Annotated in this window: 13 protein-coding genes; 9 read left to right on the forward strand and 4 right to left on the reverse strand. The window is 61.8% G+C overall.

All coding sequences use genetic code 11. From position 1 onward, the window contains the following. Window positions 1–2: 2 nt before the first annotated feature. Window positions 3–674 (forward strand): signal peptidase I, encoded by a 672-nt coding sequence (gene lepB, locus NMB41_RS10845; RefSeq protein WP_494382454.1) that lies wholly within the window; start codon window positions 3–5, stop codon window positions 672–674. A gap of 12 nt (window positions 675–686) precedes the next feature. Here the strand turns inward: lepB and NMB41_RS10850 are convergent, their stop codons facing one another. Further along, window positions 687–1,109 (reverse strand): hypothetical protein, encoded by a 423-nt coding sequence (locus NMB41_RS10850; protein ID WP_494382455.1) that lies wholly within the window; start codon window positions 1,107–1,109, stop codon window positions 687–689. 261 nt (window positions 1,110–1,370) lie between these two features. Continuing rightward, window positions 1,371–1,799, reverse strand: coding sequence for a hypothetical protein (locus NMB41_RS10855; RefSeq protein WP_494382456.1), 429 nt, complete (start codon window positions 1,797–1,799; stop codon window positions 1,371–1,373). Window positions 1,800–2,050: 251 nt separating this feature from the next. On the opposite strand from NMB41_RS10855, the gene NMB41_RS10860 reads away from it, so the two are divergent. Then, a complete protein-coding gene (locus tag NMB41_RS10860) occupies window positions 2,051–3,217 on the forward strand; it encodes a multidrug effflux MFS transporter (RefSeq protein ID WP_494382457.1) in 1,167 nt (388 codons plus the stop codon). Window positions 3,218–3,366: 149 nt separating this feature from the next. On the opposite strand, the gene smpB is transcribed toward NMB41_RS10860, so the two are convergent. Then, on the reverse strand, window positions 3,367–3,816 hold the full coding sequence (gene smpB, locus NMB41_RS10865) for an SsrA-binding protein SmpB (RefSeq protein ID WP_494382458.1): 450 nt from the start codon (window positions 3,814–3,816) through the stop codon (window positions 3,367–3,369). A gap of 98 nt (window positions 3,817–3,914) precedes the next feature. Here smpB and NMB41_RS10870 point away from each other — a divergent pair, with 98 nt between their 5' ends. From NMB41_RS10870 to NMB41_RS10880, 3 genes are all read left to right on the forward strand, one after another. After that, window positions 3,915–4,346 carry a type II toxin-antitoxin system RatA family toxin gene (locus tag NMB41_RS10870; RefSeq protein ID WP_494382459.1) on the forward strand — a complete coding sequence of 144 codons (432 nt, stop codon included), beginning with the start codon at window positions 3,915–3,917 and terminating at the stop codon, window positions 4,344–4,346. Continuing rightward, window positions 4,339–4,659, forward strand: a complete 321-nt coding sequence (locus NMB41_RS10875; RefSeq protein ID WP_494382460.1) for an RnfH family protein — start codon at window positions 4,339–4,341, stop codon at window positions 4,657–4,659. Before NMB41_RS10870 ends, NMB41_RS10875 begins: the two co-directional genes overlap by 8 nt. 69 nt (window positions 4,660–4,728) lie before the next feature. Further along, window positions 4,729–5,913 (forward strand): GGDEF domain-containing protein, encoded by a 1,185-nt coding sequence (locus tag NMB41_RS10880; RefSeq protein WP_494382461.1) that lies wholly within the window; start codon window positions 4,729–4,731, stop codon window positions 5,911–5,913. A gap of 160 nt (window positions 5,914–6,073) precedes the next feature. Here NMB41_RS10880 and NMB41_RS10885 read toward each other — a convergent pair whose 3' ends face one another. After that, on the reverse strand, window positions 6,074–6,589 hold the full coding sequence (locus tag NMB41_RS10885) for a DUF4124 domain-containing protein (RefSeq protein WP_494382462.1): 516 nt from the start codon (window positions 6,587–6,589) through the stop codon (window positions 6,074–6,076). A gap of 151 nt (window positions 6,590–6,740) precedes the next feature. On the opposite strand from NMB41_RS10885, the gene guaB reads away from it, so the two are divergent. From guaB to NMB41_RS10905, 4 genes are all read left to right on the forward strand, one after another. After that, window positions 6,741–8,201: an IMP dehydrogenase gene (gene guaB, locus NMB41_RS10890; protein ID WP_494382463.1), complete on the forward strand. Its 1,461-nt coding sequence runs from the start codon at window positions 6,741–6,743 to the stop codon at window positions 8,199–8,201. Between the two features lie 147 nt (window positions 8,202–8,348). Next, complete coding sequence (gene guaA, locus NMB41_RS10895; RefSeq protein WP_494382464.1) at window positions 8,349–9,959, forward strand: glutamine-hydrolyzing GMP synthase; 1,611 nt, start codon at window positions 8,349–8,351, stop codon at window positions 9,957–9,959. A 723-nt stretch (window positions 9,960–10,682) separates the two neighbouring features. After that, window positions 10,683–12,238 (forward strand): IS3 family transposase gene (locus tag NMB41_RS10900; protein ID WP_494380432.1). Its coding sequence is split into 2 segments (ribosomal slippage): window positions 10,683–11,145 and window positions 11,145–12,238, totalling 1,557 coding nucleotides; the frame shifts between segments, so codons are not numbered across the junction. A gap of 454 nt (window positions 12,239–12,692) precedes the next feature. Then, entirely contained in the window at window positions 12,693–14,384 is a 1,692-nt protein-coding gene (locus tag NMB41_RS10905) for a ShlB/FhaC/HecB family hemolysin secretion/activation protein (RefSeq protein WP_494382465.1), read from the forward strand. Window positions 14,385–14,479: the final 95 nt, after the last annotated feature.

The raw sequence follows: 14,479 nt of genomic DNA on the forward strand, positions 1-14,479 counted from the left end.
CAATGAAGGGCTTCATCCGCGCCAACAAGGGATTTATTTTGTTCATGCTGCTGTTCGGCGTGTTCCGAACGGCGGTCGCGGACTGGAACCCGATTCCCTCGTCCTCGATGCGGCCCAACCTGCTCGAAGGCGACGTCGTCTTCGTCAACCGCCTGGCCTTCAACCTCAAGGTCCCGCTGACGGACCGCGTTATTACGGAGACCGGCGAGCCGCAGCGCGGCGATGTCGTCACCTTCAGTTCGCCCACCGACGGCACGCGCCTGATCAAGCGCCTGGTCGCGCTGCCCGGCGACGTGGTCGAACTGCGCAACGAGCTCCTGATCATCAATGGCCGCCGGGCCCGGTACGACGCCGTGCAGCAGGTGATGGAGCCGGCCGGGCAGGGCGAGGTCCCGGCGCTGCGCCTGTCCGAACACTTCGACGGCCATGCGCGGCGCATCCAGTTCATTCCGCAGGTGCAGACGCCGGCCCGCAACTTCGGCCCGGTGACAGTACCGCCCGGCCAGTACATGATGCTCGGGGATAACCGCGACAACAGCGCCGATTCGCGCTATATCGGCTTCGTGCCGCGCAATCTGCTGATCGGCCGCGCCGAGCGGGTGCTGGTGTCGGCCGACATGCTGGACAACTGGGGGCCGCGCTTCGAACGTTTCGGCATGTCGCTGCGCGACTAACTGCAAGCCGGGTCAGCGCTGCGCGATCCGCGACGAGACGACGATGACTTGCGCCAGGTCCTGTCCAGGAACATAGCTCAACAGCATGTCATCGCCCGATTCCCCGAGGTTGAACTGCATGGTGACCTTGCCGTCGCCCGAGACGAACTTGTCGCGATCTACCTGGACCAGGCGGATCGGCCTTTGGTTGTCGATCACCGCGCTGATGGAGCGCTTCGAAGGCTTCACGTTCATGCGCCAGCCGTTCGACATCGCATAGCTCGCATCGAGCTGTTCGGCCTGGTCAGGGAAGATCAGCAAGGCCTTGACAGGGGCGGTCACCTGCACCGTCGATATCGGTTCGGGAGCGGGTTGCGGATAGGGGGTGGTCTGGGCGAGGGCGCTGGAAGCGAGCAAGAACAGGGGAGCGGAAAGCAGGCAGGACAGGGGACGCATGATCGTTCCTTCACAGTGCAGGATGAACCCGGCGCAGCAGCGTGCTGCCGGTGCGCCGGCGTGCCGCAACGCCGATCAGGCAGCTACTGGATTGCGGTAATTTGAGTCTAGGGCAGGGCTCGCCAAGCACAAGGTCCATGCAGCGTGCATCACGAAACGATCTGGCTTTCGAAAAAGCCAGATCGCCGTGACATGACTCAGATTCGCAGGGGCGGCGCGATTTTTCGTATCGCAGTTGCGACAGCGGCAGGGTCGCCCGTCTCAGCGCTGGGCCACCTCCGAGGAGATGACGATGACCTGCGCCAGGCTCGGGTCGGGCCGGTAGCTCATTACCACGTCTTCGCCCCAGCTGCCCCGGTTGAATTCCATGTTCACGTTGCCGTCAGGCGAAGCGAATTGGTAGGGGCCGACCGCGAACAGCCGCAGCGGCTTCTGGTCGTCGATGGCGGCGTCGATGTGGCGCGCCGCGGTGCTCACTTTCATGTTCCAGCCATTCGAAATGGCATAGGTGCCGCGAATGGTCTGGGCCTGGTCGGGCCAGATCCGGACCGTCTTGGCAGGCGCGCGCACCGACACGGTCGATATCGCCTCGGTACCGGTATCGGTGCGGGGGTAGGGAAGGTCCTGGGCACCCGTGCTCGAGGCCAGCACGAGCAGGGATGCGGGAAGCAGAAGAGTTAGCGAACGCATGATGGTTCCTTCACAAAGTGTTTGAAACGCGTTCGGACCGGCATTGCCGTGGGTTGGCGATGGCGGGCCGCCAGAGTTCCGCGGTCGCTGGGTGTGGACTGCGGATACCTTCAGTCTAGGCAAGCCGGCGCCGACTTCAAGCAGGCGAAGCCGCCGAACCGGGGCGGGCTCAGGCATGGGCGATGGAAACTCGGTACAATCGCTGCCCCGCACGCCGCTTGTTGCCGCGCGCCTCGTTTTGAAAGCATCCGATGTACAGAACCCTCACCGTCGTGCTGGCCTGCCTGGGCATGGCCGGCGCACTCGCCATCGATACCTATCTGCCCTCGATGCCCGCCATCGGCCGCGAATTCGGCGTCGGCCCAGTGGCCGTGCAGCAGACGCTGTCGGTCTTCCTGTTCACCTTCGCCTTCATGATGCTGTTCTACGGCACCCTGTCGGACTCCTTCGGCCGGCGCCGCGTGATCCTGGTGGCGCTCGTGCTCTACACGATCGGCTCGATCGGCGCGGCCTTCGCGCCCACCTTCGGCTGGCTGCTGGCCTTCCGCGCGCTGCAGGGCCTGTCGGCCGGCGCCGGTACGGTGGTCGGGCAGGCCGTGGTGCAGGACCGCTTCAGCGGCGCCCAGGCCCAGAAGATGATGTCGAACATGATGATGGTGTTCGGCCTGGCGCCGGCCATCGCCCCGATCGTGGGCGGCTGGCTGCACGTCCACTTCGGCTGGCGCTCGACCTTTTACTTCCTGGCCGCCTTCGGCATCCTCCTGATCGTGCTGACGCTGCGCCTGCTGCCCGAGAGCCTGCCGGTCGAAAAGCGCCAAGCCTTCCATCCGGGCACGATCGCGCGCAATTACCTGAAGGTGCTCAAGCACCCGCAGTTTTTACTCTTGTCGCTGGCGGTGGGCATGGCCTTCGGCGGCCTGTCGCTGTATATCGGCTCGGCCGCGAACTTTGTGATGGTGATCCTCGGGCTGCCGGAGACGGCCTTTGCCTGGATGTTCATCCCGCTGATCGGCGGCATGGTGCTGGGCTCGGCCTGGGGCGGCAAGCGCGCCGCCAGCATGGCGCCGGGGCGCCTGAAGTGGATCGGCTTCGGCACCATGCTGGTGGCGGCGGTGGTCAATATCGGCTACAACGCCTTCTTCCCGGCGGCGATACCGTGGGCGGTGCTGCCGCTGGCGATCTATACCTTTGGCCTGGCGGTGGCGATGCCGGCCATCCAGATGAGCGCGCTGGGGCTGTTCCCGGACAACCGCGGGCTGGCCTCGTCGATGCTGGGGTTCATCCAGATGATGTCGTTTGCGCTGGTGTCGGGGCTGGTGGCGCCGGTGCTGTTCGACAGCGCCTTCAAGCTGGCCTGCGGGGTGGGGGTGGGGCTGGTGCTCAGTTTTGGGGCTTGGCGGGCGAGCAAGCTGGCGTGATTCGCCAGGGCCGGTTGAACGCGTGGGCGGGAGACCCGCCCACCCTACATCCTGCTAAACGCTTTTCGGATACGCTTGTGCTTGACCCGTAGGGTGGGCGGGTTCCCCGCCCACGCGTTCAACGCACGTGCGCATACCGCGCCGACAAATCAACGCTTGTTGGTCTTCATCGCCGCCTGCACCTCGCGCTTGGCGTCGCGGTCCTTCTCGTTGGCGCGCTTGTCGTGCTGCTTTTTACCTTTGGCCAGGCCCACTTCGCACTTCACGCGCCCGCCCTTGTAATGCAGGTTGAGCGGCACGAGCGTATAGCCCGAACGTTCGACCTTGCCGCGCAGCTTGTCGATTTCTGCGCGGTGCAGCAGCAGCTTGCGTGTGCGCAGGGCTTCGGGGTGGCTGAAGGCGGAGGTGGTCGAGAGCGCACTCACGTGGCAGCCGAACAGGAAGAGCTCGTCGCCGCGCACGACGACATAGGCTTCCTTGATGTTCACGCGTCCGTCGCGAATGGCTTTGACTTCCCAGCCCTCGAGCACGATTCCCGCTTCGTAGCGGTCCTCGATGAAGTAGTCGAAAAATGCTTTTTTGTTGTCAGCGATGCTCATGAAATAGCGAAAATCCCCGGGTCGGTTAAACTACAGCTGTCGCGCCCGGGAAGGGCGCAGATTGCAACTTGTCCAACATCATAACAAACGGTTGACCAATGGCAGTAGTGCACAAATCAGTTTTATTGGGCTATAGCGCGGAACAGATGTTCGATCTGGTGGCGAAAGTGGAAGATTATCCGAAGTTCCTGCCGTGGTGCAGCGGCGTGAAGATCCTCGAGCGCGCCGACGACAAGCTCGTCGCCAACCTCGCGATCAACTTCCACGGCGTCAAGCAGAGCTTCACCACCTCGAACCACAACGTTCGCCCGGTGCAAATGAAGATGCACCTGGTCGACGGTCCGTTCAAGATGCTGGAAGGCACCTGGAACTTCAAGGCGCTGCGCGCCGACGCCTGCAAGATCGATTTCGACATGCACTACGAATTCTCCAGCATTATCCTCGAGCAGCTCGTTGGTCCCGTGTTCGGGATGATCGCCAACAGCATGGTCGACTCCTTCTGCAAGCGGGCCGAGACGGTATATGGCTGAACTCGTGGCTGAAAAGTTCCAGGTCGTCGTCGCGTATGCCACGCCCACCCGGGAATACCTGCAGGCGCTGGAGGTTGAGCCGGGCACGACCATCGGCCAGGCGATCGAGGCCAGCGGCGTGCTCGCCGCCTTCGCCGACATCAACCTGGTGACCCAGCCGGTCGGTATCTTCGCCAAGAAGAAAACGCTCGAGACAGTCCTGCGCCCGCGCGACCGCATCGAGATCTACCGTCCGCTGGTGGCCGATCCCAAGGATTCGCGCCGCAAGCGCGCCGCCAAAAAAGAATCCGCCGCGTCCCAGTCTGCTGCTTGAACCACTGTCTGTAGTCACAGTGTTCTAACTGAGTGTCGTGCGCGCGGCATTCTTTGCTAAGATTGCCCGATGCTGAGTGTCCTGAGTCTCTTGTTGGTGACGACCGCCTTGTCGGTGGTTATGCTGTTCGTGCTGACCTCGCTACGTGGCAGCAATGTCATCGGCATCCGCGAATGGGGGCAGGCCAATGCGCTCGCCATCCTCGCGCTGCTGCTGTTCGCTTCACGCGGCATCCTGCCCGACCTGCTCTCGGTCGAAGCGGCCAACGGGCTCTTCCTTGGCTCGGCTGCGCTGATGCTGGCGGGTTTCCGCCGCCACCTGGCCTTGCCGGTACCCACGCGCATTCTCCTGACCAGCATCCTGGCGGCCACGGCCGGCGTCGCCTACTTCCATTACCAGGTCGAATCGTTGGCAATGCGCACCGTGATCGTCTCGGTCTTCCATGCCGGCATGTACCTCGCCATCGGCCGCACCATTCCCGCGTCAATCGAACCGCGCCTGCGCTACGCCTTCCTGTTCACGCGCCGCGCCGCCTTCGTGCTCGGCAGCGTGCACGCCTGCCGCGGCGCTTTCTACGCCATGCAAGTGGGTAATCCGCTGAGCTTCCTCGACCCGGCCATCTATAACCTGGTGTTCTTCGCGATCGGCACCCTGGCGCTGCCGGCCCTGACCCTGGGCGCAGTCATGATGGCCAACGCCCAGGTAATCCGCGAGACCGCCTACGCCGCCGACCACGACCACCTCACGGGCGCCTGGTCGCGCCGCGCCTTCTTCACCTTCGCCGAGCACGAGCACGCACGCGCCGAGCGCATCGGCAGCCCGCTCTCGCTGCTGGTGTTCGACGCCGACTTCTTCAAGCGCATCAACGACACCCACGGCCACGCCACGGGCGACCGCGTGCTGCGCGACATTGTCACGCATGCCCAGGAAGTGATCAGGAAGATCGATTATTGCGCCCGTCTGGGCGGCGAGGAATTTGTGGTGCTGCTGCCGGACGCGAGCCACCTGACGGCGATGGACGTTGCGGCGCGCCTGCGCACGGCGCTCGACCGCTCGCTGCAGCTCGCGCCCATGACCATACCGGTCAGCTATACGGTGAGTATTGGCGTGGCCACGCTGGCGCCAGAAGAAAGTTTGGCGGGGATGATGGCGCGCGCCGATGCCGCTTTGTATGTCGCCAAAGCCGACGGGCGCAACCGGGTGGTCAGCGCGCCGATGCCGCCGCGAATCGAGCGCGTGGCCGGGCGCAGCTGACTTAGAGCCTATTCCTGTAGGCCGGAGTCGCTGTTGGCGCGCCTGGCAAGCGGGTGCTGCGTTGCTCGTCGTTGCATGGCTAGCCATGCGGCCTCCTCGCGCCTTGCCCGCGCTTGCCAGTCATCGCCAACAGCTTCCCCCTGCCTACAGGAATAGGCTCTTAGCGGCACTCGCCCATCTGCTTCACGTTGGCCTCGTTGAGCGCGGCGCGTTCGGCCTCATTCAGGTAGCGCCGCTTGCCATCCGGCCCGATGTCGACGATGCGGATGCCCGAGTCGATCACGCGCTTGTCCTTGCGCAGGTTTTCGCAGTGGGCCGTGCGCGCGGCCGCCTGCTTGGCCTCCTGCTCGGATTTACGGTCGGCATCTTCCTTCGCCTTGGCACGCTTGCGATAGTCGGCTTCGCGCTCGGCCAGGGTCGGCGGGCCTTTCGGTTTGGCTGTGTCGGTGGCCGTCTCGGGCGTGCTCGGCGCTGGCGGCGCGAGTTGGGCGGGAGCAGGCTGGCCAGGCGCCTTCAAAATTTTCGAGCGTGGCGTGCCGGGCGGCGGCGGCTGGTCCGAATACTGGCGCGTGCCGTTCGGGCCGATCCAGACGAACTGGGCCTGCGCGGCACCGGCACAGCAAAGCAGGAGCGCGGCGGCAAGGCGAAACAGGCGAGGGCGGAGCGGCTGGAGCATGGTTAAATATTTCCTGTGAGTACGACTTGTGATTCTCCATGATTCACGGGGAGTGTCAATGGACGGATGTCCCAAGGGTCTTTTTTAGGCAACGTGCGACGGGATTCGCGGCTTTCTGTATAATTCGCTTTTGCGCCTATAGGAAAATGCTATGCGTCTACTTCAAAAAGCACTCACGTTCGATGATGTGCTGCTCGTCCCGGCCTACTCCAATGTTCTTCCGGCCGACACCTCCCTTCGCACCAAGCTGACGCGTAACATCACGCTCAATATCCCGCTGCTCTCGGCCGCGATGGATACCGTGACCGAAGCCCGTCTGGCAATCGCGATGGCGCAGGAGGGCGGCATCGGCATCATCCACAAGAACCTGCGTCCGGCGGACCAGGCACGTGAAGTGGCGCGTGTAAAACGTTTCGAAGCCGGCGTGCTGCGCGACCCGATCATTGTGCCTCCAAACATGAAGATCCGCGACGTCATCGCCCTTCAGCACCAGCATGGTTTCAGCGGCTTCCCGGTTGTCGAGGGCAAGCAGGTGGTCGGCATCATCACCAACCGCGACTTGCGTTTCGAAGAAGACCTCGACGCCGAGACCCGCACCAAAATGACCCCGCGCGAAAAACTCGTCTACGTGAACGAGGAAGCGAACACCGAAGAAGCCAAGCGCCTGATGAACAAGCACCGCCTCGAGCGCGTGCTGGTCGTCAACGACGAGTTCGAGCTGCGCGGCCTGATTACCGTGAAAGACATCATGAAGTCGCACGAGCACCCGTTCGCATCGAAAGATGCGCAGGGCAAACTGCTCGTCGGCGCTGCTGTCGGCGTGGGCGAGAAAGACCGCGAACGCGTCGAGATGCTCGTCGCCGCCGGCGTCGACGTGCTGGTGGTCGATACCGCGCACGGCCACTCGCAAGGCATCCTCGACACCGTCAAGTCGATCAAGACCCGTTACCCGCAGGTGGACGTCATTGGCGGCAACATCGCTACCGCGGCCGCTGCGCTGGCGCTGGTCGAGGCGGGTGCCGACGCCGTCAAGGTCGGCATCGGCCCTGGCTCGATCTGCACCACCCGTATCGTTGCCGGCGTCGGCGTGCCGCAAATTACGGCCATTTCGAATGTGGCCGAAGCCCTGCTTGGGACCGGCGTGCCCTGCATCGCCGACGGCGGCATTCGCTACTCGGGCGACGTCTCCAAGGCGCTCGCAGCAGGCGCCTCGACCGTCATGATGGGCTCGATGTTTGCCGGCACCGAAGAAGCGCCGGGCGAAGTGATCCTGTACCAGGGCCGCAGCTACAAGTCCTACCGCGGCATGGGTTCGCTGGGCGCGATGGCCGAAGGCTCTGCCGACCGCTACTTCCAGGACGCCTCGGCCAAAGCCGACAAGTTCGTCCCGGAAGGCATCGAAGGCCGCGTCGCTTACAAGGGCAGCGTGCTCGCGATCATCTATCAACTGGTCGGCGGCGTGCGCCAGTCGATGGGCTATTGCGGCTGCGCGACGATCGACGAACTGCGCGAAAAAGCGGAATTCGTCGAGATCACCTCGGCGGGCATGCGCGAATCGCACGTCCACGACGTCCAGATCACCAAGGAAGCGCCGAACTACCGTTCGGAATAAAGCGAAAGCGGCCCCTTTGCGGGCCGTTTTTTCGTAGGGTGGGCCGGGCCGCGATCGGACTCCGTGCCCACGCGGTCTCACCGTGTGATCGACCGCGACGCAAATTTTGCCACCCGACCCCGATTACTTCTTACTATTTGGCTCTGAATGCACTCCAAAATCCTCATCCTCGACTTCGGCTCCCAGGTCACCCAACTCATCGCCCGCCGCGTACGCGACGCCGGCGTCTTCTCCGAAGTCTTCCCCTACGACGTCAGCGACGAGTTCGTCCGCAACTACGGCGCCGCCGGGGTCATCCTGTCGGGCAGCCACAATTCCACCCTGGAAGGCGACTCCCCGCGCGCCCCGCAAGCCGTGTTCGAACTCGGCGTACCAGTCCTGGGCATCTGCTACGGCATGCAAACCATGGCGGCCCAGCTCGGCGGCAAGGTCGAGAACGGCAAAGTCCGCGAATTCGGCTACGCAGAAGTGCGCGCACGCGGCCACACCGCGCTCCTGAAAGGTATCAACGACTTCGTCACTGGCGAAGGCCACGGCATGCTCAAAGTCTGGATGAGCCACGGCGACAAGGTCCTGGAAATGCCGGAAGGCTTCAAGCTGATGGGCAGCACCGATTCCTGCCCGGTCGCCGCCATGGCCGACGAAGAGCGCCGCTTCTACGCCCTGCAATTCCACCCGGAAGTCACGCATACCACCCAAGGCGAAGCCATCATCGGCCGCTTCGTGCACGAAATCTGCGGCTGCAAATCCGACTGGAACATGCCCGACTACATCGGCGAAGCCGTCGAAAAGATCCGCGCCCAAGTCGGCACCGATGAAGTCATCCTCGGCCTGTCGGGTGGCGTCGATTCGAGCGTGGCCGCAGCCCTGATCCACCGCGCCATCGGCGACCAGCTGACCTGCGTGTTCGTCGACCACGGCCTGCTGCGCAAGGACGAGGGCAAGATGGTGATGGACATGTTCTCGAAGAACCTCGGCGTGAAGGTGCTGCGCATCGATGCCGAAGACCAGTTCCTCGGCCACCTGGCCGGCGTGAACGACCCGGAGCAAAAGCGCAAAATCATCGGCCGCGAATTCGTCGAAGTGTTCCAGGTCGAAGCCGGCAAGCTGACCAACGCCAAGTGGCTGGCCCAGGGCACGATCTACCCGGACGTGATCGAATCCGCCGGCAAAGGTAAAAAGGGCCAGACCATCAAGAGCCACCACAACGTAGGCGGCCTGCCGGAAACGCTGAACCTGAAATTGCTGGAGCCGCTGCGCGAACTGTTCAAGGACGAAGTGCGGAAACTCGGCGTGGCGCTGGGCCTGCCGCACGGCATGGTCTACCGCCACCCGTTCCCGGGCCCGGGCCTGGGCGTGCGCATCCTGGGTGAAGTGAAAAAGGAATTCGCCGACCTGCTGCGCGAAGCGGATGCCATCTTCATCGAAGAGCTGCGCAATACGCCGTTCGAACTGCCGCCGGTTGCCGGTATCGACGCCGGCAAGGCGCCGGTGAACTGGTATGAGGCGACCAGCCAGGCGTTTGCCGTGTTCCTGCCGGTGAAATCGGTGGGCGTGATGGGCGACGGGCGTACCTATGAGTACGTCGTGGCCCTGCGCGCGGTGCAGACGCTGGACTTCATGACGGCGCAGTGGGCGCATCTGCCGCATACCCTGCTCGGTAAAGTATCGAACCGGATCATCAATGAAGTGCGCGGGATTAATCGCGTTGTTTATGATATTTCGGGGAAGCCGCCAGCGACGATTGAGTGGGAGTGACCGGAGTTTTCTAAGTAACTGATCTTGAATTGAAAACTGAAGAGCCGTTGATCATCCGAGTGAATGATCAACGGCTTTTTTATTGCCTGCGCGGACAAAGCCGGGAATGTAAATGCAGTGCGAAGCTTGAAATTTCATTGGTATCTAACATGGTGTTGATCTAGACATTCAAAGTGAAAAGCGTGCGGTACAGGGGTATTTTCAAACATGGTATCGGAAGCACGTATGCTCGAAAACACCGCACTGCGTAACCTTACGCTCATAGACAAGGGCCTGTCAGGTTTTCAAACCACCCCAGATTTTATATAGGCTCCATTGTTTGAGAAAACGGAGTCATGAAGAAGTAACCGAAGTATTCCCTGGAAATCATCGAGCGCGCCGTGCGGACGGTCCAAGTTACGCCACCGAGGAAGATCTCTCTCCGCGCGCCGACGCTTGGCTTTTCAGTCCAGGTCGATCCGAAAGCAACTGCAAACATGGGAGTTTGGATGTAACAGATGAGCTCGGCGCACCTGAGATTCAGGAGGCCGCGCACCCTCGTGCCGTTCGTAGAGCTACGCCGATGTGATCTGTCACCGCCAGCTCATCAAATTCGAAACCTGCTCCTCGCGGCGATAGCTCAAGAAAGCCCCACAAGCGTAGGTTGCTAACCCCCGGTGTCAGAATAGTTGTCGCGTCACTTGATGAAGTAAAGCCATACCGGGGACGGGCAAGAGAGAGCGTGTGAAGCAGTATTCAGCAGAACGAAAAGAAGCGTTACTACGGCAGATGATGCCGCCCCAGAACCGGGTGGTGTCGGAACTGGCCCGTGAGAGTGGGATCACCGAGCAGACGCTTTATACTTGGCGCCGTCAACTTCGTAATCAAGGAACGCCGGTGCCAGGTAGTGGGAAAAATGCTGAGGAATGGACTTCGGAGGACAAGTTCGCGGTGGTGCTCGAAACAGCAGCGCTGAACGAAAGCGAGCTGTCGGAGTATTGCCGCCGCAAGGGGCTTTTCGCAGAGCAGATCGCCACGTGGCGGGCTGCGTGCATGGCGGCTAACGTGAACGTGGCGCAGCAGGTGCGCGGTCAGCAGACGCAATCGAAGGAAGACAAGAAACGCATCAAGCAGCTGGAGAGGGACTTGCAGCGCAAGGAGAAGGCCTTGGCCGAGGCGGCAGCGCTGCTGATCCTGCGAAAAAAAGCCCAGGCGATCTGGGGGGACAAAGAGGAAGACTGATCAGCGTCCCAGATCGCCTGTCGTGTGTTGCGTTGATCCGCGAAGCAGAGGCAGCAGGTAGTCGGTTGTCACCGGCTTGCCAGGAGCTCGGCATTACCCTGCGTACGTTTCAGCGGTGGGTGCGCGACGGCGACGCTGCTGTAGCTGCCGACAGCCGCCCGACGAGTGCGCGGCCAGAGCCTGCCCACAAGCTCAGTGAGGACGAACGGGCCGAGATTCTCGCTGTCGCCAACAGCGAGGAGTTCGCCAGCCTGCCGCCAAGCCAGATCGTACCGACGCTGGCCGATCGCGGCGTTTATATGGCATCGGAATCGAGTTTCTACCGCGTGTTGAAGGCGGCTTCGCAGCAGCAGCATCGCGGCAAGGCAAAGAAGCCAAGTGCTCGCGTGCTCACAAGCCATTGCGCCGTGGCGCCGAACCAGGTTTGGAGTTGGGATATCACGTGGCTGCCGGCCGCGATCAAGGGCAAGTACCACTACTGGTACATGGTGCTCGACATCTACAGCCGGAAAATCGTCGGTCACGAAGTCCATGAGGCGGAATCGGCAGAGTCGGCAGCGCGGCTGATGCGCCGGGCCAGCTTGGCCGAAGGCCTGGCGGGCCGGCCGCTGGTTCTGCACTCGGACAACGGCAGCGCAATGAAGGGTTCGACAATGCTGGCCACGTTGGAACAGTTAGGCGTTGCACCGTCGTTCAGCAGGCCCCGCGTGAGTAACGACAATGCGTTCGCCGAGTCGCTGTTCAGAACCTGCAAATATCGCCCGGATTACCCAAGTAAGCCGTTCCAGACGCTGGAGGACGCACGCGCATGGACGCAGAAATTCGTGCGCTGGTACAACCAGGATCATAAGCACAGCGGCCTGAAATTCGTGACGCCGGCACAGCGCCACGGTGGTCAAGCCGGAGCGATCCTGGAACATCGCGAACAAGTGTATCGACAGGCCAGAAGCCGCCATCCGCAGCGCTGGTCGCGGGGTGTCAGAAACTGGAATCTGGACGATCATGTCTGGTTGAATCCGGAACGGATTCGGCCAGAAGAATCAAAGCAGGTTGCGTGAGATGACGCGACAACTACGTTGACAAACACCGCTAAGGTTATTGCACGCCTAGTCATCCAACTCGAAAGCGAGCTGAAGAACTGCTGCACGCGAAAGCGAGGCAACGCTTTCTGCTTTGTGGCGCCCTTTTTCGCAGTAACCCTCCGTTAGCGAGACCTTCCGTGAGGCTTGACTCATTAACGCCAGCTGGTCGAAGGGCAAACCGTGACTTTAGAGGCGGTCCTACACGCTGATCGAGCAGTTCCCGTGGATGGGCACTTGGACGCGTTCATGTCCCATGTGATTGCCGAACTTGTAGTTAACGATGGGGTAGCTCACGCATTTGAGCTAGTTGGGCAGGAAGGCAGATCCCGCATTCGGGGAAGGCGTTAGTTGATCTATTGCATATTTCCACCGAGAAATAAGGCGAATAATCCGATGAGTTTGCTCCCACAACCTTCTCGCTACTCATCTGATGCAGAAATTAACTCTTTCGCGCCGCGTCCCGCGACACTGCCTTAGTCTGCTTGGCTGCTTCCTCGCTTTTCCTGCATCCGCTCAAGTCACCGACGAGCTGGCAGACAATCAGTTACAGCGCCAGCAACAACGCGAAGAAGCGCAGCGCAGGCAAGACGACGCAACGCCCGACGTGCGTTTACAAATACCAGTGGCGCCCAAGCCAACAGGATACCCGGCGGGCGAAACGCCATGCTTTGTGATCCGAGAAGTGAAGCTCGAAGGAGACGAAGCGGATCGTTTTCAATGGGCGCTGACGGCTGCAGAGCCGGCGCTCGGACGATGCCTGGGCAGTACCGGCATAAACACCATAGTGGCGGAAATCCAGAACGCTTTGATTCAGAGCGGTTACGTCACCAGCCGGGTGCTCGCCGCTCCGCAGGACTTGCAGAGTGGCGAACTTCGGCTGAAGCTGATCCCCGGAAAAGTTCGAACTATACGCTTTGCCGATACCCATCCTCGTGGAGGCTACGCCAGCGCGCTTCCTTTACGCACTGGCGACGTCTTGAACCTGCGTGCCATCGAGCAGGGCCTGGAAAATTTCAAGCGTGTGCCCGGCACCCAGGCTGACATTCAGATCGTCCCTGGAGAGCAACCGGGGGAAAGCGACTTGCTTATCAAATGGACGGGTAGCCGCGGGTATCGCTTAAGCCTGTCGGCAGACGATAGCGGCAGCCGCTCGACAGGAACCTACCAGGGCGGGATTACGCTCTCACTCGATAACCCGGGCGGACTGCACGATCTGTTCTACGCCACACTGAACCGGAATCTGCCCGGCGACAGCCCTGGTGGCGCTCACGGCACCAAGGGCTATGCGCTGCATTACTCCATTCCTTATGGGTACTGGCTGGCAAGCTTGCAGGCGAATGATTACGGCTACCACCAGACGGTGGCAGGCGCAAACCAGGACTACATCTATCGTGGAACGAGCACCAACACCGAGCTGAGACTTGCGCGCCTTGTCTATCGTGATGCCGTGCGCAAGACCACCTTGTCGCTGCGTGCCTACCAGCGGAGAAGCCGCAACTTTATCGATGACACCGAAGTCGAGGTCCAGCGTCGCCGGATGGGTGGCTTTATTGCCGGCGTCCAGCACAAGGAATTTATCGGCAACAGTACGTTGGATATCGGCCTGACATGGAAGGTCGGCACCTCCGCTTTCGGCACACTGCCAGCACCTGAAGAACAGTATGGAGAAGGCACCGCCCGTCCTCGCCTGTTCAATGTCGACATCAGCTTGAACATTCCCCTCGGCCGTACCGTTGCGTACCAAGCTGCCTGGCGTCGCCAGTGGAACCGGACGCCTCTGGTGCCGCAAGACCGTTTCGCGATCGGCGGCCGTTACACAGTCCGTGGTTTCGACGGCGAAGCCAGCCTGTCTGCAGAGCGGGGTTCGCTCGTGCGCAATGACCTTATCTGGACTGTCCCTGGAACGAACCAGCAGCTGTACCTCGGACTCGATCATGGCGTCGTGTCTGGGCCGAGTGCCGCGCGCCTGCTTGGCACCCGCCTGACCGGTGCGGCCGTGGGCTGGCGCGGCCAGTTGGGACGACTACAAGCTGACGTGTTCGCCGGAAAACCGGTGCGCATGCCAGAAGGCTTCCGTACTGCGCACGTCGCCGCAGGTTTTAACCTCAACTATGAATTCTGATCCGCCATGAACAAACTTTGCTACCGCATCGTATTCAATAAAACTCGTGGTATGTGCATGGCCGTGTCGGAAACGGCGCGCAGCCGGACAAAGGC

The organism is Massilia sp. FBCC-B171, from assembly GCF_059134155.1.

Coding starts and splice junctions, on each gene's coding strand:
- NMB41_RS10905 (WP_494382465.1), top strand. CDS start 12,693: ATGCAGAAATTAACTCTTTCGCGCCGCGTCCCGCGACACTGCCTTAGT.
- NMB41_RS10855 (WP_494382456.1), bottom strand. CDS start 1,799: ATGCGTTCGCTAACTCTTCTGCTTCCCGCATCCCTGCTCGTGCTGGCC.
- smpB (WP_494382458.1), bottom strand. CDS start 3,816: ATGAGCATCGCTGACAACAAAAAAGCATTTTTCGACTACTTCATCGAG.
- NMB41_RS10875 (WP_494382460.1), top strand. CDS start 4,339: ATGGCTGAACTCGTGGCTGAAAAGTTCCAGGTCGTCGTCGCGTATGCC.
- NMB41_RS10850 (WP_494382455.1), bottom strand. CDS start 1,109: ATGCGTCCCCTGTCCTGCCTGCTTTCCGCTCCCCTGTTCTTGCTCGCT.
- lepB (WP_494382454.1), top strand. CDS start 3: ATGAAGGGCTTCATCCGCGCCAACAAGGGATTTATTTTGTTCATGCTG.
- NMB41_RS10885 (WP_494382462.1), bottom strand. CDS start 6,589: ATGCTCCAGCCGCTCCGCCCTCGCCTGTTTCGCCTTGCCGCCGCGCTC.
- NMB41_RS10880 (WP_494382461.1), top strand. CDS start 4,729: ATGCTGAGTGTCCTGAGTCTCTTGTTGGTGACGACCGCCTTGTCGGTG.
- NMB41_RS10870 (WP_494382459.1), top strand. CDS start 3,915: ATGGCAGTAGTGCACAAATCAGTTTTATTGGGCTATAGCGCGGAACAG.
- NMB41_RS10860 (WP_494382457.1), top strand. CDS start 2,051: ATGTACAGAACCCTCACCGTCGTGCTGGCCTGCCTGGGCATGGCCGGC.
- guaA (WP_494382464.1), top strand. CDS start 8,349: ATGCACTCCAAAATCCTCATCCTCGACTTCGGCTCCCAGGTCACCCAA.
- guaB (WP_494382463.1), top strand. CDS start 6,741: ATGCGTCTACTTCAAAAAGCACTCACGTTCGATGATGTGCTGCTCGTC.